Here is a 24243-nt window from a genome sequence, read left to right on the forward strand (position 1 = left end):
GCAGCAGCCGGTCCGTCTCTTCGAACGTATCCGCCGTCGGGGTGATCGGCACCCGGGGAAGCGGCGGACGCGCGGCCGGTCAGAGGACGGCGATCGGATTCACCGGGGATCCCGTGGCCCGGGGCAGGCGCAGCGGGGCGATCACACAGAGGAAGGACCAGCGTCCCGCGTCCTCGCAGGCCGGTGCCAGTTCCTCGAACTGGAGCCAGTCCATCAGGTACGTCCCCATGGCGTGGATGGCGAGCATGTGTACGGGGAAATCGATGCCGTCCACCGCGCTGGGGGCGGTGTCGTTGTTGCCGTCCCCGCCCAGCACCGCGACCTTCCGCTCGGCCAGGAAGCTCATGGCCGTCGGGTGGAGACCGGCGCGCGCCGCGGAGACGTCCCATGCCCCCAGCTCCCGACGTCTGAGCCGGTGACCGACCCGGACGAACAGCAGGTCCCCCGGGCCGACCCGGACGCCCTGGGCCTCCTCGGCGGCGGTCAGGTCCTCCAGGGTCACGTGGTCGCCGGGTTCCAGCCAGGGGACCGCGCGCAGTCGGGGCACGTCCAGGAGCACACCGCGGCCGACGATGCCGTTGTGGACGAGGTCCACGGACAACGCTCCGGCTCCGTCCGGAGTCAGGCTGTGCGCCGAGACGCCGTCGTAGAGCGCACCGTCGACGATCACGTGGCACAGCGCGTCCAGATGGCTGTCCACGTCACCGTGGATGTCCATCGCCAGCCGGTCGCGAGCGAAGTGCAGGCCGGGTGCGTCCAGGTCGGCGGGGGCCGGCCCGGTGAGGCGGTGGCGGGCGGGCTCGGGGCTGTCCGGTCCCGGGCGCGTCTCGATGGGGGCGGCGAGTGACACCGTGTGCCCGGAACGGACCTCGGCCACGGCGGACATCACACGCTCGGGCGTCAGGTGACGCAGGGACCCGCGCGGCGGGCCGCCGGCGTGCCTTGTGTCGGCACCGAGCCGCTCGTGCAGCGCCCGGAACGCCGTCTCGCTCATGCGCGGTGCGGCTGGGGCGCCGGAGGCCTCGGAGGGAAGCATGACGCACTCCTCGCAGTCGGATCCGGCCGGTCCGCCCAAGGCTCCCCGGCCATTTCAGCACGCGGCCCGCGCGGTCGCACCTCGCCCTGCCCCTTCCGGATGCCGTTTCATATATTTCCCATAGGGATACTGCATATGGTTCATGGCATGGATTTCTCCGGCCCGATCATCGTCGCGGGAGCCCTGGTGGGCTTCGCCGTAGGGCTCACCGGCATGGGCGGCGGGGCCCTGATGACGCCGATCATGGTCATGGTGTTCGGGGTGAACCCCACCGCGGCCATCGGCAGCGACCTGGCGGCTTCCGTGTTCATGAAGCCGTTCGGCGCGCTGGTGCACCAGCGCGCCGGAACAGTCCGCTGGGACATCGTGCGATGGCTGCTGCCGAGCGCCGTACCTGCCGCGTTCGGCGGCGTCTTCCTGCTGCGGGCGCTCGGCGACGGGGACATGCTCCAGCAGCGCGTCAAGTACGTCGTCGGTGCCGCGCTCATGCTCGCCGTCGCCGGCATGCTCATGCGCATCTGGCTCGACCGCCGCCGCGCCGCCACGGACGTCGAGGACGCCCACGTCGCCGTCCGGCCTGTGGCAACCCTGCTGATCGGCCTGGCGGGCGGCGTCGTGGTGGGGATGACCTCGGTCGGCTCGGGCTCTCTGATCATCGTGATGCTGATGCTGGCCCACCCCCGTCTCAAGGCCGGCCATCTCGTGGGCACGGACCTGGTGCAGGCCATCCCGATGGTGGCCGCGGCGGCGCTGGGCCATCTGCTCGTCGGGGACGCCGATCTGGGGCTCGCGGCGACCCTCCTGATCGGTGCGATTCCCGGTGTCGTCCTGGGCGCCCTGGTGTCGAGCCGGGTCACCGGTTCCGCGGTGCGCTGGGCACTTGTGGTGCTGCTGACCGGCTCCGGCCTGGCGATGCTGAAGGCGCCGTCCGCCGTCGTCCTGCTTGCCTGCCTCGGCATGGCGGTGCTCGGCGCGCTCGCCTCCGCCCACGGCCGACGCCTCACGCCCGTGGCGGCCCCGGCCGAGGAGCCGGAGAGCGAGCGTGCCGCCGTGTGAGCATCGCGGTCAATCGATGGTGCTTGCTGCCATTGCCCGGCTATTGTCCGGCCCGGACGGCTGAATCAGGACCCCCGGTGAGCGGCCCTCGGTCCTGGCTCGCGGGGCGTACACGCACGAAGCCCTCGGTCCACTCGTCCGCGTCCAGGGTGTACTCGTCGATGGCGAAGCACTCCGGCTCGTCGGCGAAGCCCGGCAGGAGCCGCGCGCGTTTCCTCCGCTCCTCCGCCTTCGCCAGGGAGGAGTAGACGCCGAGCAGCTTGACGTCATCGCCGTCCTGCTCGTCGATGTACACGTCCTGTCCCTCGCTGTGCAGGGTTGCTCCGCCGTCACCGGCTTCGTTCTGGTGGCCGATGTGTGTCAGGAGGTAGATCAGCATCGCCACAGACTAGGGCCTGTCCGGCGGATCAGGTCGCAGGAAAGCAACGGCGCCTCATGAACCCAGGTGAGCGGGGTCTGGTGCGTCCAGCTGCAAGGCGGAGGAGGGAGTCGACGCGGAGCGTCGGCGAGTGACGACAACGCGGCAGATGGGCGTGCCAGACCCCGCGTCTGCGGCATGATCCGCCGGACAGGCCCTAGCGTCCGTCGCACCTGACTCCGGTCCCTGCATGATGGGTTCGTGGATCAGGTGCTCGATCAACTACCGGCAGTCTTCTGGACCGTGCCCTACGTCGGCTCCCGCTTTCCGGGCTCGCCCGCCGTGACACGTCGTCCTGGGCTGTCACTCGGCGCGAACTGTCAGCTGTTCGCCTACGAGGTACTTCGGCACTTCGGCTTCGCCCCACCGGCTCTGCGTTCGAGCGAGCTGTGGGCCGACACGTCGGCCACGGTTCATGTGTCTGCCGCGCAGCCACTCGACCTGCTGTTGTTCAACTCCACCGACGACGCGTACGGCGCCCACGTCGGGCTCTGGGTGAACGAGGGGCGCGTGCTGCACCTGTGCGCGGAGGCAGGACGCCCGGCGGTCTGGGAGCAGGCGGAGTTCGCCGCACGGCAGCGCTACCAGGTCCTGCTCGGCGTCAAGCGCGTGACCGCGTCACGGAGAAGTTGCGAGGGTACGAAGGTGTCGTGAGGCTTGCAGCGGCGGCCCGAGGAGGGTGAGGAGGCAGTGTGGCCCCACCACGGAACCCGGCACATGACACTGAGCCGGGTGTCTCACGACGACGGTTCCTCTGCCTGTGTGCGGGCGCGGGTCTCGGCGCGGCCGCATGCGACCATGCGCCCACCGGCCGTCCGCCCGGGACCGGCGACGGCAGTCACCGGCCGGAGGTGGAACACGACGCCCCGGGAACCACCGACTGGCGGATCACCTCGGTGGGCCCGCCGGACGCGATCGCGGGTTACGCCGACCGGGTGAGCGTGACGCCGGGGCAGGAGTTCGGACTGTTCGTGTCGACGACGGCGGCCTCGTTCCGGGTGTCGGCGTTCCGCGTGGGCTGGTACGGCGGTGCTCTGGCCCGGCGGGTGTGGACCTCGTCCCCCGTACGCGGCCGTGCCCAGCAGGCCCCACGGCTCGCACCGGAGACCCGCACGGTGTACGCGGACTGGCGACGCACCCTCACCCTGGACACCGCGACCTGGCCGGAGGGCGCCTACCTTCTCCGGCTGGACGCGGCCACCGGCCACCAGCGCTACGTGCCGCTGATCGTGCGCTCGGTGCGGGGAAACGGGCGCACGGTGCTGCTGCACGCGCCGGCCACCTGGCAGGCGTACAACCGATGGGGCGGCGCGAGCCTCTACGCCGGTCCGACGGGGGCGTACGAGACCCGGTCCCTGGCGGTGAGCTTCGACCGCCCCTACGACCTGGACGGTGCCGAGAAGTTCAGGGTGTACGAGTGGGCCGCGGTGGTGCTGGCGGAGCGACTGGGCATACCGCTCGCCTACAGCACCGGCCTCGACGTGCATACCGACCCCGCGGTGCTGGACGGTGCCGCCGCCGTCGTATGTCTCGGACACGACGAGTACTGGACCCCCGAGCAGCGCACACATGTCACACGGGCTCGTGACGCAGGCACCAACGTCGCCTTTCTCGGGGCCAACACATGTTTCCGGCGGATCCGCCTGCAGTCCGGTGCGGGCGCGGACGACCGCACGGTGGTGTGCTACAAGTCGGCCTACCGCGCCGACCCGTACTACCCCTCGCAGCCTGCGCTGGTCACCACGGACTTCCGTGCCGGACCGGCCCCGGATCCCGAATCGTCCCTCACCGGAGTGCTCTACGAGGGCTACCCGGTGGACGCGCCCTATGTCGTCCACTCGGCCGGCCACTGGCTCCACGAGGGCACCGGGGTACGTGCCGGTGACGCTTTCGCGCACCTGGTGGGCGTCGAGTACGACCGCGTCACGTCCTCCCCCGGCACTCCGCCGGTCCTGGAGATCACCGCGCACTCGCCGCTCGTCTGCGCGGGCCGCCCCAGCCACAGCGACTCGGCGTACTACACCGTCCCCAGCGGCGCGGGCGTGTTCGCGTCCGGCACCATGCGCTGGGTGGAAGCCCTGCTGGCCGGCACCGGCGAACTCGGCCGCGACCACGGCATGGACGCCCGTACCCGGGCCTTCGTCACCCGCACGACGGAGAACCTGCTGCGCGCCTTCGCCGAAGGTCCAGCCGCCCGCCACCGTCCGGCACCGCGTCCCAACACGCAGGATCTGCACGTGACTTGACGCCTACGGGGCGGCTGATGACCGTGCCGCAGGTGTGGTCCCGTAGGGCGGACAGGCACTCGCACGAGGACCGGCCGGGACCGAAGTCGCACCTGCCCGCTCCCAGCGATTCACCGCATCCTGGTAGTGCGCCGGCGATCCGGCCCACCCTTCGCACATCACTTCGGACTTGAGCCGGTCGCAGAGGCAACGCATGCGGCAACAAGACCTGCCACGCTGTGCCACGGGTTGATTCGGGAAGGATCACGGAAGCAACAACTTGCTCCGCACTGTCTCTCAAGGCATGGTGTCTGGTCACAGAAGCGGCTCGGCACCCGGCACAGCACCGGACGAGGCAGTGGCTTCAAGTCCATCAGCCGCCACGGCAGGTCCTGGTCCACGGCCGGGAACCCAGGAAGGGTGAACAACATGTCCGAGAGTACGATCCCCGTCACCGAGTTGGCGTCGCAGTACATCGCTCAGGTCACCGGTGACCTCGAGCGCAACGTCAAGGAGCAGGAACGCATCGCCGCGGACATCACCGCGCTCCAGGAGCAGTTGGCCGTTCTGCGGAACGACCACACCGTGCTGGCGAACATGCAGGAGGCGCTCGGCGTCCCGGCCGCACCGGACGCACCGGCTGCACAGGCCGCACCGACCGCACCGACCGCACCGACCGCACCGGCCGAGACCGAGGCGCTGCCGGACAGTGCCGTCGTGCCTTCACCCCGGCAGAAGACCAGTGCCGAATCCGCTCCGAGCAAGCCGAAGCGGACGCGGAAGTCCTCCGCCGCAACCGCCCGGACGTCAACCCGGAAGCCGGCGGCCAAGAAGCCGGCCGACAAGGCCGAGGCCAAGAAGCCCGCCGACAAGCCCGAGGCCACGAAGTCCACCCAGCCCACCCTGGTCGAACTCGTCCGCCGCCACCTCTCGGGGCAGAGCGAACCCCGCTCCGCCGCGGAAGTCACCACCGCACTGGGTGAGTCGCACCCCGATCGGAGCATCAAGACCACCGTCGTGCGCACCACGCTGGAGGGACTCGTGGCCAAGAACCACGCCCAGCGCACCAAGCAGGGCACGTCGGTCTACTACACCGCGGTCGACGCGTCGGACCGGACTCCGGCTCCCGAGCCGGAGACATCCTCGGAGAGCGCCGACCACTGAGGTTGCCGGGGAGGTCGACGTACGGTTGTACGCTCGCCTCCCCCAGCTCCCACGGACCAGGTTCCGGCATAACCCTGCGTTCCGGTATGAGTAGTGCAAGAAGCGCGTTTCTCGATTGCGCCCTTGCCGACACATGCCCAAGGTCGGAGGGTGATCACCTCTTCCGTCCCCCGGTCCGGTCCCGCAGCCCAGGACGGGTCCGACCGCCGCCCCGCGACCCGGCGCCTGTGGAACGAGGCACCGCAGGGCCTGCTGAGAGCCCTCATGCTGTTCGCCGCCGTCCGCCTCTGCGGGGTCGCGGCGATGGTCGTGACGAACCAGCTGACGCATCGCCCTCTGGTGCAGAGCCTGGCTCATTCCTGGGACTCGAAGTGGTACCTGCACATCGCCGTGCACGGCTACGGGAGCCTCGTCCAGGTCACCTCGTCGGGTGCGGTACAGACCGACTGGGCGTTCTTTCCGCTGTACCCCGGACTCATCCGGGGCTTGATCACGGTCCTGCCGCTCACGCCGGGCGCGGCCGGACTGCTGGTCTCCTGGGCCGCCGCGGTGGTGGCCGCGTGGGGCATCTACGCGATCGGCCACCAGTTCTACGGACGCGGGGTCGCCACCGCGCTCGTCTGCCTCTGGGCCGCACTGCCGCACTCGGTGGTCCTGGGGATCGCGTACACCGAGTCGGTCTTCTCCGCCCTCGCCGCCTGGTCGCTGTACTGCGTGCTGAACGGCCGATGGCTGTGGGCCGGTGCGCTCGCCGTCCTCGCGGGCCTGTCCCGCCCCAGTGGCTTCGTGGTCGCCCTGGCCGTGGCCGCCGCGTGCGCGCAGGAGGCGATCAGGCGACGCGGCCGCGTCGGTCCCGGCGTGTGGGTGGGCGCCGCCGTGGGTCCGCTGGGCTGGATCGGATACGTGTGGTGGGTGGGACAGCGGACGGGTGATCCGTGGCGGGGCTACTTCCATGTGCAGGACGCCTGGAACTCGCGCTTCGACTTCGGGGCCGGATCCCTGCTCTTCCTCAAGGCCCTGTTCCTGCACGGCGGCCGCGTCGTCTACCCGACGGCCCTGGCGATCATCGCGGTCGGCCTCCTGCTGTTCTGTCTGCTGTGCCTGGAGCGTCCGCCGCTGCCGCTGCTGGTCTTCGCGGGCGCCCTCGTCCTGCTCGTACTGGGTGCCTCGGGCCCGTTCTCGTCCAAGCCACGCTTCCTGGTCCCGGCCTTCCCCCTGCTCATCCCCTGGGCCCGCGCGCTCGTACGGGCCTGGCGCGCGAGGGCCGCCCAGGCCCTGCTGGTGAGCGGTTTCCTGGCCGCCGTGTCCCTGCTGTACGGGGCTTACCTGACGAGCTTCGCGCACGCCGCACTCTGACCGGCGGCGTCCAGGTCGGACCAGAACCGGAATCCATGGTTCCGTGACATCTGTCACAGCCTGTCCGGGAACTAGGCGTCCCGGATAGTAGATGCCGCTCTGGCGACATATGGGATTTGTCCGGCTTGGTGTGCGCATGTTCGCGCCGGGATTCCCGGCTTTCCGCCCGCGCGCCACCTTCATCCGTTCTGCGGACACGAAGGGGTTCTGACGGGGCGACAGAATTCCGCACGGTCCCCGGAAACCCGACCAGCACACCCCACTCCCCTGACAAGGGCCGCCCGGGCCTACGAGGCGAGGTAGTACCGAGGCCCTTTGCGCTGCGCGTGAAGGCGTCCTAAGAATGACGACCCACAGGACGTCGCCGCAGTTCAGGAGCGGGTTACGCATGGGTAAGCATCGTAAGAACACGCATTACCGGCGAATAGTCATCGCTACCGTCGCCGTGGGCGCCGTGGGCATACCGTCCGCCGCCATGGCCTGCACCGACTGGCCCGACGGCGGCGGACACCGGTCCTACCGCGCCGAGAACAGCCCCGTGAAGGGCTGGTGGAGCGACGCGAACTGGGGTCGCCCCTGGAACCACAACCAGGCCGGCAAGCCCTCGTGGTCCGCATCGACGGCGCCGAGCACCACGAAGACTCCGAGCGCCGCCGCGAGCGCCGCGAAGAAGCCTCGCGTCTCCGCGAGCGCCAGGAAGACCGCCGCTCCGAGGCCGAAGGCCACCGCACCTCGGCACACCGCGCGGACCACGGCTCCCCAGCCGAGCACCACCGCATCGCCCGGCACCCGGAACACCACCACCACCGCCGCTTCCGCGGCCCCCACCGCGCCGAGCGCCCCGAAGGCCACCGCCACGGCGTCCGGAGCCGTCGCCCGCGTCCTGCAACTCGTCAATGCCGAGCGCAGCAAGGTCGGCTGTTCGGCCCTGACCCTGAACACGACCCTGACCAAGGCCGCACAGGCACACAGTGAGGACATGGCGCTTCACCAGAACATGTCGCACACCGGGTCCGACGGCTCCTCCCCCGGAGACCGGATCACCAGCGCCGGGTACAGCTGGAGCGCCTACGGCGAGAACGTCGCCTACGGCTATGCCTCCCCCGAGCAGGTCATGGCCGGCTGGATGGCCAGCCCCGGCCACAAGGCCAACATCCTGAACTGCGCGTTCAAGGAGATCGGCGTCGGTCTGGCACAGCCCAACAGCTACTGGACCCAGGACTTCGGAACCGCCTGACGAGCGGGTACCGCCCGCCGTCGCCGTAGTTCGGCGGGCCGGGAGCAGCCCGCTCCCGGGGTGGTGGGGTGTGGGGCATCCGGCGTCCAGTATGTTCGGTCCGATCACCGGACATACGGAGCTGGCGTGCAGAAGACCGACCGACCGACCGAGGAGACTTCGGAGGCGGCCATCGCGAGCCGCGCCGAAGCCGACGGCGACCCAGCGAGTGATCTGCCCGGATTCTGGCCGCTGTTGTTGGTGGGAGCGGCTGTCCTTCCCGGCACAGCGCTCGTCGTCGTCGGTCAGTCGATCAGCAAGCCGGCCCTGCAGGCATGGGAGACGGTCTGCCTGTCGGTCACGGTGCAGGCATTGCCCTTCCTGCTCCTGGGGACGGCCCTGTCCGGAGCCATCAACGCCTTCGTCCCGGCGCGGGTGTTCCACCGCATACTGCCCAAGCGGCCCGTATTCGCCGTCCCCGTCGCCGGGGTCGCCGGGGTCGTCCTGCCCGGGTGCGAGTGCGCATCGGTGCCGGTCGCCAACAGCCTGATCGGCCGGGGCGTCACCCCGGCCGCCGCCTTCGCGTTCCTGTTGTCGGCGCCCGCCATCAACCCCGTCGTGCTGACCGCCACGGCCATCGCCTTCCCCGGTCGTCCGGCCATGGTGCTGGCCCGGCTGCTCGCCTCGCTCGCCACGGCCACCGTGATGGGCTGGCTGTGGCTCTGGCTCGGCCGTGCCGAGTGGCTCAGGCCCGCCGTACGGCACACCGGCCATCACCCCGGGCACAGTCGCTGGGCGGAGTTCCGGCGGGGATTCCAGCACGACTTCCTGCACGCGGGCGGCTTCCTCGTCATCGGAGCCATGGCGGCGGCCACCTTCAACGTGGCCGTCCCGCCCTCCGTACTCGACACGTTCTCCGCTTCGCCCTGGCTGTCGGTGCTGTTCCTGGCCGCGCTCGCCATCCTGCTCGCGGTGTGCTCCGAGGCCGACGCGTTCGTCGCGTCCTCGCTCACCGGCTTCTCACCGCTCGCACGGCTGACGTTCATGGTGGTCGGACCGATGGTCGACCTGAAACTGATCGCCCTTCAGGCCGGGACCTTCGGCCGGGCCTTCGCGGTCCGTTTCTCCGCCGCGACGACGGCCGTCGCCATCCTGTGCAGCGCGCTGATCGGGGGCATCCTGCTGTGAGACGGCCCATCCAGGCGATCCTGCTCCTGCTCAGCGGCCTCGGTCTGCTGCACATATCGCTCTTCACCGACCTGTGCCTCAGGTACGTCAAGGAAGGCATGCGGCCGATGCTGATCGCGTCGGGCGCGGTGCTGCTCGTACTGGGAGTCGCCGAGGCGTGGTCGCAGTACGGACCAGGCCGGGGCGGCGAGCACACGACCCACGTGGACGCAGCCCACGACGACGGTCACGGTCACGACCACTCCGCCGTGCCCCGCGTGGCCTGGCTGCTGCTCCTGCCCGCGCTGAGCCTGCTCTTCTACGCTCCACCGGCCCTCGGCGCCTACACGGCCTCCCGCCAGCCCCCCAAGGCCGTCCCGGAGCAGTCAGGCTTCGATCCGCTGCCCACGGCCTCGCCCGTCCCGATGACCCTCACGGACTTCACCAGCCGCGTGCAGCAGGACCGGAAGCAGGCCATCAAGGGACGCACCATCCAGATGACCGGATTCGTCACGCCCGACAAGCGGTCCGGCAGCTGGTACCTGACCCGGATCATCCTCAACTGCTGCGCGGCGGACGCCCAGTCCATCAAGGTGCGGATCTACGGCGACCCCACCCTGTCCGCCAACACCTGGGTGAGCGTGACCGGAACCTGGCACCGGGGCGGGACACTTGGCACGAGATCCGCTCAGGTCGCACTCGACGCCCGTACCGTCAAGAAGATCACCCGGCCGGTCAACGGCTACACGGACGACCTCCCTTTCCCCGCCTCCTGAGGCAGGTTCCCGTACGCCGAGTTCCCGAGTCTGTCGCAGAACTCCCGCGGAATTGTCCGTGATCCGTAACAGACGGATCCCATGGTCCACTTCTTCCGTCCTGACAGATGTACGGGATCCCATCAACACGGCAAGGAACGAGGCGTACATGGCACGGCATGGCGGGCGGGGATGGTACGGCCGGGTCGCCGCGGCGGCGCTCGGGGTGACGGCGCTGGCGGCCGCGACCTCGGTCTGGACGGCGCAGGCCGGTCCCGTCGGCGGGCCTCATGCGGGAGCGAACGGCTCGGCGAACCACTCGCAGGGCCGCAAGTCGAAGCCCGTGTCCGTGGAGATAGTCCATGCCTCGGACCGCGGCGCCCGGGGCGTCAACATCACCATCGACGACGGGCCGGACCCGACCTGGACGCCGCAGGTGCTGCAGGTGCTGAAGGACAACGGCGTGAAGGCCACGTTCTGCATGGTGGGCACGCAGGCCCAGGCCCACCCCGACCTGGTCAAGGCCGTGGTGGCCGCGGGGCACCGGCTGTGCGACCACACGGTGTCCCACGACACCACCATGGACAAGAAGTCCGAGGCCTATCAGTCCCAGGAGATCCTCGGCGCCGAAAGCATGATCACCAAGGCGTCCGGGGGTGTCCGGCCGCTCTACTACCGTGCACCGGGCGGCGCCTTCACCCCGTACAGCCGCAAACTCGCGGCTTCCCGGGGAATGCGGCCCCTGGGCTGGAACGTGGACTCCAAGGACTTCGAGCGTCCCGGCACGAACGCCGTCATCACCACCGTCAAGAGCGAGATTTCCAACGGCCCGACCGTCCTCTTCCACGACGCGGGCGGTGACCGCTCGCAGACCGTTGCCGCGCTGCGCGAAGTCCTGCCGTGGCTGAAGCAGCAGGGTTACTCCTTCGGCTTCCCGGTCCGCTGAGCCGTCCCGGCAAAACCGATTGCGGTCCGGGCCGTGCCCCGAGTACGGTCCCCGCATGTCTTCCACGCCCCGTGTCTCTTAGCTCGGACACCAGCTTCGACGCCACCCTTGTGTCCTAGAGCTGTTACGGAGCGTAACTCTCATGAATACCCTGCGCGGTTCCGGCCTGTTCCGGAACCGGGACTTCTCGCTGCTGCTGAGCGGCCAGCTGATCTCCGCCATCGGTGACCAGGCCCAGTCGATGGCCCTGCCGCTGACCGTGCTGGCCCTCACCGGGTCGGCCGGCCAGGCCGGGATCGTCCTCGGCCTCGGCACCCTTTCCTTCCTGGCGTTCGGGCTGATCGCCGGCGCCCTCGTCGACCGGTGGGACCGTAAGGCCACCATGATCTGGTGCGAGTCGGGCCGGACCGTGCTCGCCGCCGGTGTCGCCGTCGCGCTGTGGTTCGACAGCCTCACGATGCCCCAACTCTGCGCGACGGCCGTGCTGTCCGGAATCCTGACCACGCTCTTCCAGGTGGCGAACACGGCTGCACTGCCCAACGTCGTCGGCCCGCGGCACCTGTCCGCCGCGCTCGGCTGCTCGCAGTCCGCAGCCAGTGCGGTGGGCATCTTCGGGGCTCCTCTCGCCGGTGCGCTCTACGCCCTCGGGCGGACGGTGCCCTTCGCCGTCAACGCGGTCTCCTTCGCCGTGTCCGCGGCATCATTGCGCCTGATGCGCGCACGCTTCCAGCTGGACCGGCAGGCAACACGGACGAAAGCCCGGGTCACCACAGAGATCCGTGAGGGGCTCGGCTGGCTCTGGCGCCGGCCCGTCATCCGCTTCCTCACCCTGGTTTCGGCCGCCGACAAGATGCGTTACGGCGCCGGATATCTGCTGATCATCACTCTCGCCCGGCAACTCGGCGCCTCACCGGTGTGGATCGGCGTCGTGTTCAGCGGCGCGGCGGTCGGCGCGATGGCGGGGGCGCTGGTCTCGGACAGGGCCACTCGGCGGTTCCCGCTCGGGCTGATCGCCGTGGTGATGCTGTGGCTGGAGGCGCTGATGTTCCCGTTGTACGCGCTTGCTCCCGACCCGCTGACACTGGCGGCGGTCGCGGCCGCCGAGTCCCTGGTCGCTCCGGTGTACGCGGTGGCCATGACCACTCACCAACTGGCCATCACTCCTGATGAGTTGCGGGGCCGGGCGACGAGCGCGGTCTCGACGCTCACCACGGGTGCCCTGTCGGTCGGCGCGCTCGCGGGCGGCGCGCTGATCACCACGCTGGGCGCCAGGCCTCTGGTCTGGCTCTGCGGAGCGTGGCTGGCCGCCCTGGCAATCCTCACCACGGCCAACCGCGCCGTACGACAGGCACCACGGGCGGGCACGGCCGCGCCGCACGAGCTCGCCGTCCCGGTCGAGACGACGGAGCCGGTCATGCCGGTCAAGCCGGTCAAGCCGGCCGACTAGAGCTTCATGGGCGTCACTTGTGTCCCGCTCCCTGCGGCGGATGCGTGGCGCCCATGAAGGGAAGTTCCTCTCGCACACACCTCAGCAGCGGGTCGGCGGGAGTGTGCCGTCGGTTCCGCCGAGGGTCACTTCCGCGCGACCGTCGCCGTTCTCCGCGTACGCGGTCGTACACACGATCTGACGCACCGCGCTCGCCTTGAGCGACCGCACCGCGAGCGGCAGGACGATCGTGACGCCGTCGCGGTCCGACTTCCTCTCCACGTGCCCGCTCAGCCGGGGCAGTTCCGTGTGGAGTCCGGCCGCGGTCTCGGTGTCGATCGGTCCGGCGAACAGCATGGAGAGCAGCTTCCGGCCGTCCACCGTACCGGCGTCCGGCCGGGACTGATCGTTCCTCGGGGCCTCCCGGGTCACCGGTGTCAGGTGGCCCGACGAGGTGAGGAAGAAGAGCAGCAGTCGCTGCTGCTGATTGGGGTACACCTCGATGGTGGCGGGGCCGCCGGCCTCGACGACGCCGGTTTCCCGCACTCCGCAGCCGGTCAGCAGAGCAGCCGTCGTGGCGCAGGCCGCGAGGGCGCGGACCGCGGTGGAGCGGGCTCGTGTCACGCCGTCGTCTCCTTGCCCGTCAGGGGGATCTCCACGGTGAAGACCGCGCCGCCCTGCGGGCCGTTCGCGGCCCGGACCGTGCCTCCGTGCAGCCGCACGTTCTCCAGGGTGATGGCGAGGCCGAGACCGCTGCCCGCCGAACGGCTGCGGGCCGCGTCCGCCTTGTAGAACCGCTCGAAGACATGCGGCAGTGCGTCCACGGGAATGCCGGGACCGCTGTCCGCGACCTCGACGACGAGCCGGGCGGCGTCGTTCGTATCGGTCGCCGTCTTCGCCCGGGGCGCGCCCGGCTCGCCGTCGCCGTCCGCCCGGGCGCGCAGCCGGACCAGGACGGGCGCGTTTCCGTGGCGCAGCGCGTTGCCCACCAGGTTGGCGACGACGATGTCGAAGCGCCGGGGGTCGACACGGGCCCGGATGCCTTCGGGCAGGTCGGTGTCGACCAGTACGGGGTCGTGCCAGTGACGGCTCGTCAGGGTCCTGCGGATGGTGTGGGCGACGTCGACCTCGTCGGTGTGCAGCTCGGCGGCCCGGGCGTCGAAGCGCGATATTTCCATCAAGTCCTCGACGAGCACGGCGAGTTTGCCCGTCTCCGCGCTGATCAGCCGGACGGCGGCCGCGGTGTCGGGAGCGAGCCGGGCCGCGTCCTCGTCCAGGACCTCGGTGACCGCCAGCATCCCGGCGAGCGGAGTGCGCAGTTCGTGGGAGACGTCGGAGGCGAAGCGGCGGGCCCGTACCTCGGCCTCCCGGAGTTCGCCGACGGTCCGCTCCAGTTCGACGGCGGACTCGTTGAAGGTCCGTGCCAGGTCGGCGAGTTCGTCGGTGCCCTTGACCTGGATGCGGGTGTCGAGGCGGCCGCTGCCCATGTTCCGCGCCGCCCTCCGCAGGTCGCGGACCGGGCGCAGGACGCTGCGCGCCGACAGCAGCGCGGGCACGAGTGCCACCGCGAGTCCGGGGAGGGCCCCGTCGCGGGCCGCGGTGAGCATGGCCCGGACGTTGGCCTCCTCGTCGGTCAGCGGCACCACGGCGTACAGGACCAGCCCGGTGGGGCGTACGGTCTTCCCGGCCCGGAAGACGGTGGGAACGGCGATGGTCAGATACGGCTCGGACCCCTTGACGACCCGTTGGAAGCCGCCGCGGGCGTTGGCAAGCGCGGCGCGGCGCAGTTCCGGGGTGATCACGGTCGACTCGGGCCTGGTGCCGGACGAGACCCGGACGGTTCCGTACTCGGCGAACACCACCCATGGGTGCGGCTTGCCCAGCCGGGCGAGATCGCGCAGCCGCTCCTGGAGGAACTCGCGTCTGACGGGCAGCGGTGTGCCCATGTTCCGCACCTGCTCGCGGAAGGAGGAGACGGCCGTGTCCTGGGCCTGTTCCAGGATCGCGTTGCGCGCCTCGCGGTAGACGAGGACCGCGGTGGTGCCGGAGCCGACGGCGGCGACCAGCATGAACGCGAGCACCAGTCGGGTGCGCAGCCCGATGCGGGCCTTGAAGCGGCTCACCTGGGGCTCACAGCGGTCCGAAGCGGTAGCCGAAGCCCCGCATGGTCTGGATGTAGCGGGGGCTGCCCGGCGCGTCCTCGATCTTGTTGCGCAGCCGCCGTACGCAGGCGTCGACCAGGCGGGCGTCACCGTGGTAGCTGTGTTCCCAGACCTGTTCGAGCAGTTGCTGCCGGCTGAAGACCTGCTCGGGTGCGGCGGTCAGATAGAGCAGCAGCTTGAGTTCGGAGGGGGCGAGCAGCACGCGTTCGCCTGCCTTGGCGACGCTGAGGCCGGCCCGGTCGACGGCGAGATCACCGTGGAACTCCACGGGCGAGCGTCCGCCGGGCTCCTCGATGCGGCGCAGTACAGCCCGGATGCGGGCCTCGATCACCTCTGTGCGGGCGGGTTTGACGATGTAGTCGTCGGCTCCCGCCTCCAGCCCGACCACGACGTCGAAGTCGTCGCCGCGGGCGGTGAGCATGATGATGGGGAGCTGCCCGGCCTCGCGTACCCGGCGGCAGACCTGGACCCCGTTCATGCCGGGCAGCATGAGGTCGAGGAGCAGAAGGTCGGGGCGGAACTCACCGATGGCGGCCAGCCCGGCTTCCCCGGTGTGCGCGGTGCGGACCACGTGCCCGCGGCGGCGCAGACCGAGCTCGATCCCTTCACGTACGGAAGGGTCGTCTTCGATGAGCAGGACACGTGGCATGCGCGGAGTATTCCTCCCTGCAAGTATGTTGATCAAGGGGATAGTTGGGACTGGGGTGCCTGCCGGGCGGCTCCGTCACGCCCGGCGGCGGAGTGTGCGGGGCAGGGCGCCCAGGGCGGCCGTCAGCTCGGTCATGCGCAGCGGACGGGCCAGCAGCGCGAACGTCGCCACGATCGCCGCCGAGCCCGCCGTGAGCGCCGCGAGCGGGCCGAGCGGAGCCGTGCACCAGGCCGCGAGGCGGCCGAGCGGGGCGGCCGGGAGCGCGGCCAGCAGCAGCCGGGCCAGTGCGCCCGCGGTCGGGGAGCGCCACGGCGGACGCCTGGGAGCCGTGGTCACGGGGAGCCTGCGGTCCAGCACGTACGCGGTGACCGCCCAGCCCATGAAGAGCGCCACCGAGTACGCCCCGGCCATGCCGGCGACCGCCCAGCGTGCGGGCAGCAGCCGATAGGCCGCCACCGACAGGCCCGCGTTGAGTCCGGCGATCACGAGGTTCAGCAGAAACGGCGTACGGGTGTCGGCGAGCGCGTAGAAGGCGCGCGAGAGGACGTACTGCCCGGAGAACGCGATCAGCCCCGGCGCGAAGGCCGCCAGCACCCCCGCCATGACGGCGATGTCGTCGGCACCCGTCCTGCCGTACTGGAAGGCGACGGCCATGACCGGCTCGGCGAGCGCGAGGAGCGCGCAGGCCGCGGGCACGACGGCGGCGGAGCTGCTGCGCAGGGCGTACGCGACGTCACGGCGCACAGCCGCCCTGTCCCCGTCGGCCGCCGCCCGGCTCATCCGCGGCATCAGCGCGGTCACCAGCGAGACGGTCACGATCCCATGGGGTACGGCCCACAACAGGTACGCGTTGCCATATGCGCTGAACCCGGCGCCGCCGTCGATCCCTTCGGCGGCCGCTCGCTGTCCCGCCGCGGTCGCCAGCGAGGTCACCACCCAGTACGCGAACTGGTTGGTCAGCACGAGCAGTACCAGCCAGCCGGCCGAGCGCAGCGGCCGGGACAGCCCGCTGCCCCGCCAGTCGAACCTGGGCCGGAAGCGGAAGCGCGCCGCGCGCAGGGACGGCAGCAGGGCGAGCGCCTGGGTGACGACTCCGGCCGTGGTGCCCCAGCCGAGCAGTGCGGTCTCGCCCGGGGTGAGCGTGCGCCCGGTGGTCGCCGTCGCCAGATACAGGCCGAAGACGGCGATGACGACGACGTTGTTGAGGACCGGGGTCCACATCATGGCGCCGAACCGGCCCCGGGCGTTGAGCACTTGGCCGAGCAGTGTGAACAGACCGAGGAAGAGGATCTGCGGCAGGCAGGAGCGCGCGAAGGCGACCGTGGTCGCGGCCTGCGCCCCGGTGTAGTCGGTGTAGGCCGCGACGACGGCGGGCGCGGCGAGCACCGCGCCGGCCGTGATGAGCAGCAGGGCCGTCGCGCAGACGGTGAGCAGCCGGTCGGTGTACGCGGCCCCGCCGTCCTCGTGCTCTTTCGCCGACTTGACCAGTTCGGGCACGAAGACGGCGTTGAGGGCCCCGCCCAGAAGCAGCGTGTAGACGATCGTGGGGACGGTGTTGCCGACCGCGTAGCCGTCGGCGGCCAGTCCCACGCCCAGGGCGGCGGCGACCACGGCCGAGCGTACGAATCCCGTGGCGCGCGAGACGAGCGATCCGGCGGCCATGACCGCACCGCTGCGCAGCACCGAGGCGGACCGCCGGTGGGCCGGTCGCTCTCTCGTGGGAGTGGCGGCGCTCATCGGCGGGCCAGGTACATCTGGAAGGCACGGTGGAGCGCGTGGTTGGCCCTTCCACCCAGGGGTGTCTCCCACTCCCCCAGTGTCTCGACGACCTGGCCGCCGGTGCCGAGCTTCCAGCGCAGCAGTCCGAACGAGCGGTCTTCCGGATCGAGTGTGGAGGGCACTCCGCGCATGTCGTAGACCTCCGCGCCGCGCGTGTGGGCGTCGAGCATCATCTGCCACTGCAGGGCGTTGGAGGGGCGGACCTCGCGCCGGTGGTCGGCGGAGGCTCCCGTCTGGTACCAGACCCGCCGCCCGACCGTGATCATGGTGTGGGCGGCCAGGATCTCGCCCTCGTGGTGGGCGACATAGAGCTTCATCCGGCCCGGCTCCTCGGCGTTGAGGGCCGCGTACTGACGCTGGTAGTACGCGAGGGAACGGCCGAGGCGGAAGCCGTCCCGTTCCTCGGTGATACGCAGGAGCCGGTAGAACTCGGGGAGTTCGGCGGCCCCGCCCACCGAGACCCGCACGCCCGACTTGTGTGCCCGGCGTATGTTGCGCCGCCACTCCTGGTTCAGCCCGGACCACAGGTCGTCGCGGGTGCGCCCGGCCAGCGGCACCCGGAAGACGTGGCGGGGCTGCGCGTCCCCGTCGTCGCCGTCGTCGCCGCAGCGCCGCCAGCCGCGGGCCCGCAGCCGCTCGGCCACGGCGGCGCCCAGGGGATCGACCTGGCAGGTGAGCACGTCGGACAGACGCCGCCCGGGACCGGTCGCCGCCTTGAGTCCGGGGGCGTCCCAACGGCGGTAGTCGGGAGCCGGTCCGATACGGACGGCGAACGCGCCCACGGTCCGCAGATGGCGCAGCAGTGGGGCGAGCCAGCTGTCGAGGTCCGGGTCGGCCCAGTCGGCGACGGGGCCCTCGGGCAGGTAGGCGAAGTACTTCCGGGTGCCCGGGAACTGGCGCAGCAGCACCAGCGCCACTCCGCTCAACTCCCCCGTGGCGAGGCCGGTCCGCGGTCCCCAGCCCAGCAACTGTGCCTGCCAGCCGTCCTTCACCGCGGCCCACGACGGGCACTGCAGAAAGCCGGGAGCCAGGGTGGAGCCGGTGCGCGACGAGAGAAAGGCGCGGTACGTCTCGGCGGAGACGGGCCCCAGCCACGCCTCCTGCTGACCACAGCCTGCCGTAGCGAGCAGCACTGACACGGGGCCTCCTCGGGTGCCGTCGGTGTCGGGTGTGCCGAGCGCCGAAGCCCGGAACGCGAGGAAGATTCACAGGTGTCTGTGACCGTGCCGAGCGGCGTATGTGACCGGACCATGACCGTTCCCCTGCAACCGCCGTCACACAGCCGCACATGGGTGTCCTGGTCGGTCAACCGGGTCGGCTCCAGGACCCTGTCCATGGCAAAAGGCCAGGCCAGACAGTTGTCTGACCTGGCCTCAGCGGACCTCGGAAGGGTCCGTCAGCCCCGGACGGCCACATAGGGCACATAAACGCCGGAGGAGTCGTCGATCACCCCCGCCGTCCAGATCCGGCCCTGCTCGTCGACGTCCGTCCCGTAGAGGCGCCCGGCGCCGGGCGGCTGCTTCCCCCGCACGAGGTGACCGCGCCGGTCCATGGTCAGGACGTAACTGAAGCCCGGGTCCACCGCGGGATCACGGGTCTCGCCGACGATCAGCGGCCGGTTGTGGTCGTCGAAGGAGATGCCGTGCAGCTGGGCTGTCTCCTTCGGCGTGGGAACCTCCGCCCAGCGGCCGTGGTGCAACCGCAGCACGAGCGGCCGCCGCCACAGCCGGTCGTCCTCGACGAGGCCAACGACCCATATCTCGCCCGGTTTCCGTCGCGCGATGCCGTCGAGGTAGAAGGTCTGGCCGTCGAGCTGTGCGGGGAGCCGCTGGCGGGTCCAGGCACTGCCGTCGAAGTGCGCGACCCCCTTGGCGCCGACCAGCCACACGTCGTCCTCGGTCAGGGGGAGGATCGAGATCGTGGAGCCGACGGACGCGGCGGCCGGGACCTCCACGTTCCGCCACTCCCCCCGCGGGCTGCGAGTCATCAGCAACGGGCTCTGGTAGCCGTCCGGGTCGTCGCCGAAGAGGCCGCCCCCGGCCCAGACCGTGCCACCGGGTGACACGGCGACCGCGTGGAGGATTCCGTGCCCGTCCTCGGGCAGGGGCAGGTCCTCCAGTTTCCATGAGGTGCCGTCCCAGCGCTCGACGGTCGGCACATCCCGGTCGTCTCCGCCGCCCCGGGAGCCGACCGCCCAGGCCTCCCCGCCGGTGGCCGCGACGATGTCGTCCAGGCGGCCGTGCGCCACGGGCTGCGGTGTCCTGGTCCAGCCCGTGCCGTTCCGGCGCAGGGCGAGCGGCGACCAGTCGGTCACGTCGATCCCGGCCGTCCACGTCGCCCCCTTCTCACTGGAGACGTCGTTGAGGACGGCATCGCCCAGCCCCGTCGGTGAGACGGAACGCCATGAGGCGGTGCGGGCGGACGCCGGGGCCGCGCCGATCGTCAGCGCGACCACGCCGGCGACCAGGGCCACGGCGAGGCGGCGACGCCGGACGCCGCTGGTTGTGGCGTCGGACGTTGTGGTGTCGGACAAGGGACATCCCTTCCTCGGAACGGTCACGACACGCGGCAGATTCACAGCCGTCCATGACCGTCCCGCGCGGCACGCGTGACCGGACGACGACCGTTCCCCACCAGCCGCTGTCACACAGCCGACACGCCGATGTCCTGCGCTTTCCGCGGCCTAGAGTCCCCTGCGTCCCGGCGTCTTCCCGACTTCCACGGAGGTTCCGTTGAGCCAGCCACGTCCCGGACCGATACGCGTGGGCCCGGTGCGGACACGCACCACCGCCACCGCCACGGCGACCGCCTTCCTGCTGACCGCCGCGCTCTGTGCCTGCTCCGCCGGCGGAACGACAGCCGCGAAGGCGGACGCGAAAGCCGGCGGCGGGCAGGGGAAGGACCGGGCGGCGACGGTCACCGTGACGCCCCACGGCCCGCGGGCGAGGGTCGGCGAGCCGGTCGTGGTCGCCGCGAAGGACGGCACCCTCACTTCGGTCACCGTCACCGACGCCCGGGGCTCCGGGCTCACCGGCAGGTTGTCGCACGACGGCCGGACCTGGACCTCGGACCGCAACGCCGTGCCGGGCACCGCCTACACGGTCGAGGCGGCGACCCGCACGAAGGGCGGCACGGCGGGGAACGCGCACGCCTCGTTCTCCACCGCTCCCGCCGACAAGGTCAACAAGGTGGACTGGCGGCCGGGCGACGGCACCACGGTCGGCGTGGCCCAGCCGGTCTCCCTCGTCTTCGACCACCCGGTACGGAACAAGGCCGCGGTGGAGAGGCAACTCAAGGTCACCACCTCCAACGGCACCGAGGGCTCATGGGGCTGGATGAAGGACTGGTCGGGCCGGGACCGGGTGGACTGGCGGCCCAAGCAGTACTGGCGGCCGGGCACCGAAGTGTCCCTGGACGCCCGGCTGAACGGCACCGACTCGGGCACGGGCGGCGGCTGGTTCGTACGCGACTACAAGCTCGACTTCACCATCGGCGCGCGGCAGGTGGTCAAGGTCGACCTCGACGCCAAGCGGCTCACCATGGAGCGCGACGGCAGGACGGTGAAGACCTTCCCGGTCTCCGGCGGCACACCCGGCCGCGACACGGGCTCCTGGCGCGGCACGGAGGTGGTGATGGCGAAGGAGGGCACCATCCGGATGAACTCGGAGACCGTGGGCCTGGGCGACGCCTACGACCAGAAGGTCGACTACGCGATGCGCCTGACCTGGTCCGGCACGTACGCGCACGCCGCGCCCTGGAACGCCGCCTACTTCGGCAGGGCCAACAGGAGCCACGGCTGCATCGGCATGAGCGACGCGAACGCCGCATGGCTCTACGAGCACGCCCAGGTCGGCGACCCGTTCGAGGTCGGGGGCGCGGAGACCAAGGGCCGGGTGGCCCTGAACAACGGATTCGGCGACTGGAACCTCGGCTGGGACCAGTGGAGGGCCCGGAGCGCCCTGCGCTGACCCGAGCACCGTAATCCGCGCCGCGGGCGACGTCCCGGGCGGCGGCCCACCGCCGTGGGCCGCCGCCCGGTCCGGTCAGTGGGCGGTCGCCGAGGAGACGGCCGTCCGGGCCGCGCGCTCCACGAGCGAGACACCGTCCTTCATCGACGCACTGCCGTTGGAGAGGACGGAGACGAGGTAGTGGTGCTTGCCCACCGTGATCCGTCCGACGCTGTTGACGTCCCACAGCTTGGTCTTACTGCGCTGCAGCCAGCCGTTCTTCAGCGCCCATCCGGAGTCGCCGGCCGCCGAGACACCCCATGACTGCTCGCCGATGACCTGGCTCATCAGCGTGCGGATGTACGTACGGGAGGTCTCGTCCAGCACCTTGGAGCCCTTGTGCGAGGCCGTACCGGTGTCGAACACGTTGCGCAGCAGCCGTATCTGGTCGCTCGCCGTCGTCTGGGTGAGCCCCCACTCGGTACCGGCGCCGCCCTTCGTCGAGGTCAGCCCGAACCGCTTGTTCGCCGCCTCCAGGCCCGGCGCCAGGCCGATGTCCCGCCACAGGGCGCTCGCCGCGTCGTTGTCGCTGCGCTTGATCATCACCTCGGCCTCGGTGCGCTGCTGTTCGGTGAGCCCGTGTCCGGCGTCCTGCGCCTGGAGCAGCGCCGTGGCGAGGATGTCGACCTTGATGATGCTCGCGGTGTCGTAGGGGGTGTCGTCGCCGTACACGGTGGGGACCCGGCCGGTGCCGTCCAGGTCGAGCACCGCGGCCGTCACCCGGGACTTCCCCTCGGGTTTCACCCGTGCGAGAAAGTCGGCCGTGGCGCTGTCGGGCCGCGTCGACCCCGTGGCCGCGGCCGCGGATGTCGACTGGAGGGTGCCGGCCGAGACGAGCGTCGCGACCGAGGCCATGAGAACGCCCGCACAGACCGCGGTGCGCCTGCCCCGGGGGCGACGCCCGGCCGTGCTCCGCGGATGCGACAGGGGGGACGGTCGGTGCTGCATCGTGAAGGGCCTCGGCAGTTCATGTGGGAGGAACACAGAACTGCGAACCTAAACAAAACGCCCGTATCGCGACGTGACCGCCGCCACGTTGGAGACCTTTTCCTGCGGGATTGTGTGGAGGGTCACAGATTCGGCTGTGAGGGGCGCCACAGTGGACTGCCGCCCCTGCCGTACGGCCTGCCGACCTCGCCGGGATCACGAGATGTGGTTTCGGCGACCCCTGCCTACTCTTCTCGTGATGTCCTGACACGGTGGGGTCGCCATGGTCCTCGATCTGCTTCTCATCGCCCTGGCCATCACGCTCAACCCTCTGCCCATCATGGCTTTCGTCCTGGTGGTGGCATCGGCGCGGGGGGTCTGGAAAGGGCTGGTCTTCATCCTGGCCTGGCTGGCGTGTCTGGTCACGGTGATCGGGATCGTCCTGATACTGACCGGCGGGCAGCCCCCACCCCCCAGGTCCCCGCCCTCGACGGCGGCCCTCGCGGCCAAGCTGGCCATCGGGGTGTCGCTCGTGTTCTACGGCGAACGCCGGCGGCGACGTCTCGTGGCCGCCCGGACCGGGATCGACGGGACCATGACAGAGCCGGATCAGGAGCCGGATCAGGAGCCGGATCAAAAGCCCGACCAGCGGCCGGCCGCTGCGCCGGGCCCGCAGCTGACGTCCCAGATGGACCGCAGCAGCGCCTGGGCGGCGGCCGGACTCGCCGTGTTCCTGCAACCCTGGGGCCTGGTCGCGGCCGCCGCGACGACTGTGGTGGAGGCGGACCTCTCGCACACCTCGTCCTGGCTCGCGTTGTCCTTCTTCTGTCTGCTGGCCACCGCAAGCCTGGTGGCCACCGAGCTGTACGTGGTCTTCGCCCCGACGGCGGCGAAGGCTCGCCTGCTGAGGCTGCGGTCATGGATGGAGAGGCACCAGCAGCGGGCCATCGTGCTCGGCTGCCTGGTACTCGGCTTCTGGCTCGTGGGAAGGAGCATCTACCAGCTCACCAGTTGACGCACCCACGTGCCGGTGCCGGTCCCGCGGAAGTGGACGTGCGGGGCCTTTCGCCGCGTGGTGGAATGACGCATGGGGGCTGACGAGCACCGGCGGTCAGGGACCTGCCCCGACTCCCGTTCCGCTCCCAAGGAGTGGCCATGAACGATGTCGAAGAAATGGGCCCCGTCGACTACCTGGTCATCGAGTTTCCCGGCCATCGGATGACGGGTGAGGCGTTCCCCTTGCTGGTCGATCTCACCGACAGGGGCATCATCCGGATCATCGACCTGGCCTTCGTCCGCAAGGACAGCGACGGAACGGTCATCGCGCTGGAGCTTCAGGATCTCGGTGACGAGGTCGACGTGTCCGTCTTCACCGGTGCCTCCGCCGGGTTGCTGGACCAGGGCGACATCGACGAGGCCGGCAACGCGCTGGAGCCCGGCAACTCCGCCGCGGTCCTGGTGTACGAGAACCTGTGGGCCGCGCCCATGGCACGCGCGCTCAGGCGCGGCGGGGCCCAGGTCGTCGCCGGCGGCCGTATCCCCATCCAGGCCCTGCTGGCCTCGCTGGACGCGGTGGAGGGCTCGACACCGCCCGGTGGATCCGCAGCCGCCTGAGCCGTCCAGCGAGGGAGATGAGAGAACATGCCCGGACTCCTTCGGGGTGTCGCGCGCACCGCAGTCGTCGCCGGAACCGCCACCGCGGTGTCCAACCGGGTGTCTCGGCGGCAGGCAGGACGCTGGGCGCAGCAGGACTACGAAGCGCAGCAGCAACAAGCGGTTCAGCAGGCGCCCGCACCGCCTCCCCCGACGCCTCCCGCGGCGCCGCCGTCCACTTCCGACGACATGACCCGCAAGATCGAACAGCTCAAGCAGCTGAGTGAGCTGAAGGCACAGGGCGTCCTCACGGAAGAGGAGTTCGAGGCCCAGAAGCGCCGGCTCCTGGGCTGACGGCACA

Annotated in this window: 23 protein-coding genes; 14 read left to right on the plus strand and 9 right to left on the minus strand. The window is 70.8% G+C overall.

Translation table 11 applies throughout. From position 1 onward, the window contains the following. Positions 1-79: 79 nt before the first annotated feature. Positions 80-994, minus strand: a complete 915-nt coding sequence (locus ACIPSA_RS38050; protein WP_402643824.1) for a cyclase family protein — start codon at positions 992-994, stop codon at positions 80-82. 189 nt (positions 995-1183) lie between these two features. On the opposite strand from ACIPSA_RS38050, the gene ACIPSA_RS38055 reads away from it, so the two are divergent. Further along, a complete protein-coding gene (locus tag ACIPSA_RS38055) occupies positions 1184-2092 on the plus strand; it encodes a sulfite exporter TauE/SafE family protein (protein ID WP_402643318.1) in 909 nt (302 codons plus the stop codon). Positions 2093-2132: 40 nt separating this feature from the next. Here the strand turns inward: ACIPSA_RS38055 and ACIPSA_RS38060 are convergent, their stop codons facing one another. Then, on the minus strand, positions 2133-2471 hold the full coding sequence (locus ACIPSA_RS38060) for a hypothetical protein (protein WP_402643321.1): 339 nt from the start codon (positions 2469-2471) through the stop codon (positions 2133-2135). 240 nt (positions 2472-2711) lie between these two features. Here ACIPSA_RS38060 and ACIPSA_RS38065 point away from each other — a divergent pair, with 240 nt between their 5' ends. From ACIPSA_RS38065 to ACIPSA_RS38105, 9 genes are all read left to right on the plus strand, one after another. Beyond that, positions 2712-3164, plus strand: a complete 453-nt coding sequence (locus ACIPSA_RS38065; protein ID WP_402643323.1) for a hydrolase — start codon at positions 2712-2714, stop codon at positions 3162-3164. A gap of 38 nt (positions 3165-3202) precedes the next feature. Beyond that, on the plus strand, positions 3203-4756 hold the full coding sequence (locus ACIPSA_RS38070) for a N,N-dimethylformamidase beta subunit family domain-containing protein (RefSeq protein ID WP_402643326.1): 1554 nt from the start codon (positions 3203-3205) through the stop codon (positions 4754-4756). 408 nt (positions 4757-5164) lie between these two features. Continuing rightward, a complete protein-coding gene (locus tag ACIPSA_RS38075) occupies positions 5165-5899 on the plus strand; it encodes a hypothetical protein (RefSeq protein ID WP_402643329.1) in 735 nt (244 codons plus the stop codon). A 150-nt stretch (positions 5900-6049) separates the two neighbouring features. Further along, entirely contained in the window at positions 6050-7255 is a 1206-nt protein-coding gene (locus tag ACIPSA_RS38080) for a hypothetical protein (protein ID WP_402643330.1), read from the plus strand. Positions 7256-7643: 388 nt separating this feature from the next. Beyond that, a complete protein-coding gene (locus ACIPSA_RS38085) occupies positions 7644-8492 on the plus strand; it encodes a CAP domain-containing protein (protein ID WP_402643332.1) in 849 nt (282 codons plus the stop codon). Between the two features lie 126 nt (positions 8493-8618). Further along, a complete protein-coding gene (locus ACIPSA_RS38090; protein ID WP_402643334.1) occupies positions 8619-9659 on the plus strand; it encodes a permease in 1041 nt (346 codons plus the stop codon). Continuing rightward, a complete protein-coding gene (locus ACIPSA_RS38095; protein WP_402643336.1) occupies positions 9656-10414 on the plus strand; it encodes a TIGR03943 family putative permease subunit in 759 nt (252 codons plus the stop codon). Before ACIPSA_RS38090 ends, ACIPSA_RS38095 begins: the two co-directional genes overlap by 4 nt. Before the next feature lie 148 nt (positions 10415-10562). Then, positions 10563-11339, plus strand: a complete 777-nt coding sequence (locus ACIPSA_RS38100) for a polysaccharide deacetylase family protein (RefSeq protein ID WP_402643338.1) — start codon at positions 10563-10565, stop codon at positions 11337-11339. Between the two features lie 142 nt (positions 11340-11481). Next, positions 11482-12786, plus strand: coding sequence for an MFS transporter (locus ACIPSA_RS38105; protein WP_402643339.1), 1305 nt, complete (start codon positions 11482-11484; stop codon positions 12784-12786). An 81-nt stretch (positions 12787-12867) separates the two neighbouring features. Here ACIPSA_RS38105 and ACIPSA_RS38110 read toward each other — a convergent pair whose 3' ends face one another. The 6 genes from ACIPSA_RS38110 to ACIPSA_RS38135 form a co-directional block, all read right to left on the minus strand. Continuing rightward, on the minus strand, positions 12868-13389 hold the full coding sequence (locus tag ACIPSA_RS38110; RefSeq protein WP_402643341.1) for a hypothetical protein: 522 nt from the start codon (positions 13387-13389) through the stop codon (positions 12868-12870). Then, the gene (locus ACIPSA_RS38115; RefSeq protein ID WP_402643344.1) at positions 13386-14888 is read right to left on the minus strand and encodes a sensor histidine kinase; all 1503 of its coding nucleotides are present in this window, start codon (positions 14886-14888) and stop codon (positions 13386-13388) included. Before ACIPSA_RS38115 ends, ACIPSA_RS38110 begins: the two co-directional genes overlap by 4 nt. A 7-nt stretch (positions 14889-14895) precedes the next feature. Beyond that, entirely contained in the window at positions 14896-15576 is a 681-nt protein-coding gene (locus ACIPSA_RS38120) for a response regulator (protein ID WP_402643347.1), read from the minus strand. A 75-nt stretch (positions 15577-15651) separates the two neighbouring features. Further along, a complete protein-coding gene (gene murJ / locus ACIPSA_RS38125) occupies positions 15652-17313 on the minus strand; it encodes a murein biosynthesis integral membrane protein MurJ (protein ID WP_402643349.1) in 1662 nt (553 codons plus the stop codon). Further along, a complete protein-coding gene (locus ACIPSA_RS38130) occupies positions 17310-18494 on the minus strand; it encodes a lipid II:glycine glycyltransferase FemX (RefSeq protein ID WP_402643352.1) in 1185 nt (394 codons plus the stop codon). The genes murJ and ACIPSA_RS38130 overlap by 4 nt, the downstream gene beginning before the upstream one ends. 257 nt (positions 18495-18751) lie before the next feature. Continuing rightward, positions 18752-19888, minus strand: a complete 1137-nt coding sequence (locus ACIPSA_RS38135; protein ID WP_402643354.1) for a hypothetical protein — start codon at positions 19886-19888, stop codon at positions 18752-18754. A 199-nt stretch (positions 19889-20087) separates the two neighbouring features. On the opposite strand from ACIPSA_RS38135, the gene ACIPSA_RS38140 reads away from it, so the two are divergent. Continuing rightward, on the plus strand, positions 20088-21323 hold the full coding sequence (locus ACIPSA_RS38140) for an Ig-like domain-containing protein (RefSeq protein WP_402643357.1): 1236 nt from the start codon (positions 20088-20090) through the stop codon (positions 21321-21323). 75 nt (positions 21324-21398) lie between these two features. Here ACIPSA_RS38140 and ACIPSA_RS38145 read toward each other — a convergent pair whose 3' ends face one another. Continuing rightward, the gene (locus tag ACIPSA_RS38145; protein WP_402643360.1) at positions 21399-22217 is read right to left on the minus strand and encodes a serine hydrolase; all 819 of its coding nucleotides are present in this window, start codon (positions 22215-22217) and stop codon (positions 21399-21401) included. A 355-nt stretch (positions 22218-22572) separates the two neighbouring features. On the opposite strand from ACIPSA_RS38145, the gene ACIPSA_RS38150 reads away from it, so the two are divergent. The 3 genes from ACIPSA_RS38150 to ACIPSA_RS38160 all read left to right on the plus strand — a co-directional run bounded on the left by ACIPSA_RS38150 (position 22573) and on the right by ACIPSA_RS38160 (position 24236). Next, positions 22573-23304: a GAP family protein gene (locus tag ACIPSA_RS38150; RefSeq protein WP_402643362.1), complete on the plus strand. Its 732-nt coding sequence runs from the start codon at positions 22573-22575 to the stop codon at positions 23302-23304. Between the two features lie 140 nt (positions 23305-23444). Further along, positions 23445-23903 carry a DUF6325 family protein gene (locus tag ACIPSA_RS38155; RefSeq protein ID WP_402643365.1) on the plus strand — a complete coding sequence of 153 codons (459 nt, stop codon included), beginning with the start codon at positions 23445-23447 and terminating at the stop codon, positions 23901-23903. A 27-nt stretch (positions 23904-23930) separates the two neighbouring features. Further along, on the plus strand, positions 23931-24236 hold the full coding sequence (locus ACIPSA_RS38160) for an SHOCT domain-containing protein (RefSeq protein ID WP_402643368.1): 306 nt from the start codon (positions 23931-23933) through the stop codon (positions 24234-24236). Positions 24237-24243: the final 7 nt, after the last annotated feature.

Source organism: Streptomyces sp. NPDC086549 (assembly GCF_044746205.1).
Taxonomy (GTDB): Bacteria; Actinomycetota; Actinomycetes; order Streptomycetales; family Streptomycetaceae; genus Streptomyces.

Bases quoted from the DNA above. Each gene is read 5' to 3' on its own strand.
- ACIPSA_RS38120 (WP_402643347.1), bottom strand. From the start codon at position 15,576: ATGCCACGTGTCCTGCTCATCGAAGACGACCCTTCCGTACGTGAAGGG.
- ACIPSA_RS38060 (WP_402643321.1), bottom strand. From the start codon at position 2,471: ATGCTGATCTACCTCCTGACACACATCGGCCACCAGAACGAAGCCGGT.
- ACIPSA_RS38100 (WP_402643338.1), top strand. From the start codon at position 10,563: ATGGCACGGCATGGCGGGCGGGGATGGTACGGCCGGGTCGCCGCGGCG.
- ACIPSA_RS38145 (WP_402643360.1), bottom strand. From the start codon at position 22,217: ATGGCCTCGGTCGCGACGCTCGTCTCGGCCGGCACCCTCCAGTCGACA.
- ACIPSA_RS38150 (WP_402643362.1), top strand. From the start codon at position 22,573: ATGGTCCTCGATCTGCTTCTCATCGCCCTGGCCATCACGCTCAACCCT.
- ACIPSA_RS38050 (WP_402643824.1), bottom strand. From the start codon at position 994: ATGAGCGAGACGGCGTTCCGGGCGCTGCACGAGCGGCTCGGTGCCGAC.
- ACIPSA_RS38085 (WP_402643332.1), top strand. From the start codon at position 7,644: ATGGGTAAGCATCGTAAGAACACGCATTACCGGCGAATAGTCATCGCT.
- ACIPSA_RS38075 (WP_402643329.1), top strand. From the start codon at position 5,165: ATGTCCGAGAGTACGATCCCCGTCACCGAGTTGGCGTCGCAGTACATC.
- murJ (WP_402643349.1), bottom strand. From the start codon at position 17,313: ATGAGCGCCGCCACTCCCACGAGAGAGCGACCGGCCCACCGGCGGTCC.
- ACIPSA_RS38055 (WP_402643318.1), top strand. From the start codon at position 1,184: ATGGATTTCTCCGGCCCGATCATCGTCGCGGGAGCCCTGGTGGGCTTC.
- ACIPSA_RS38105 (WP_402643339.1), top strand. From the start codon at position 11,482: ATGAATACCCTGCGCGGTTCCGGCCTGTTCCGGAACCGGGACTTCTCG.
- ACIPSA_RS38160 (WP_402643368.1), top strand. From the start codon at position 23,931: ATGCCCGGACTCCTTCGGGGTGTCGCGCGCACCGCAGTCGTCGCCGGA.
- ACIPSA_RS38155 (WP_402643365.1), top strand. From the start codon at position 23,445: ATGAACGATGTCGAAGAAATGGGCCCCGTCGACTACCTGGTCATCGAG.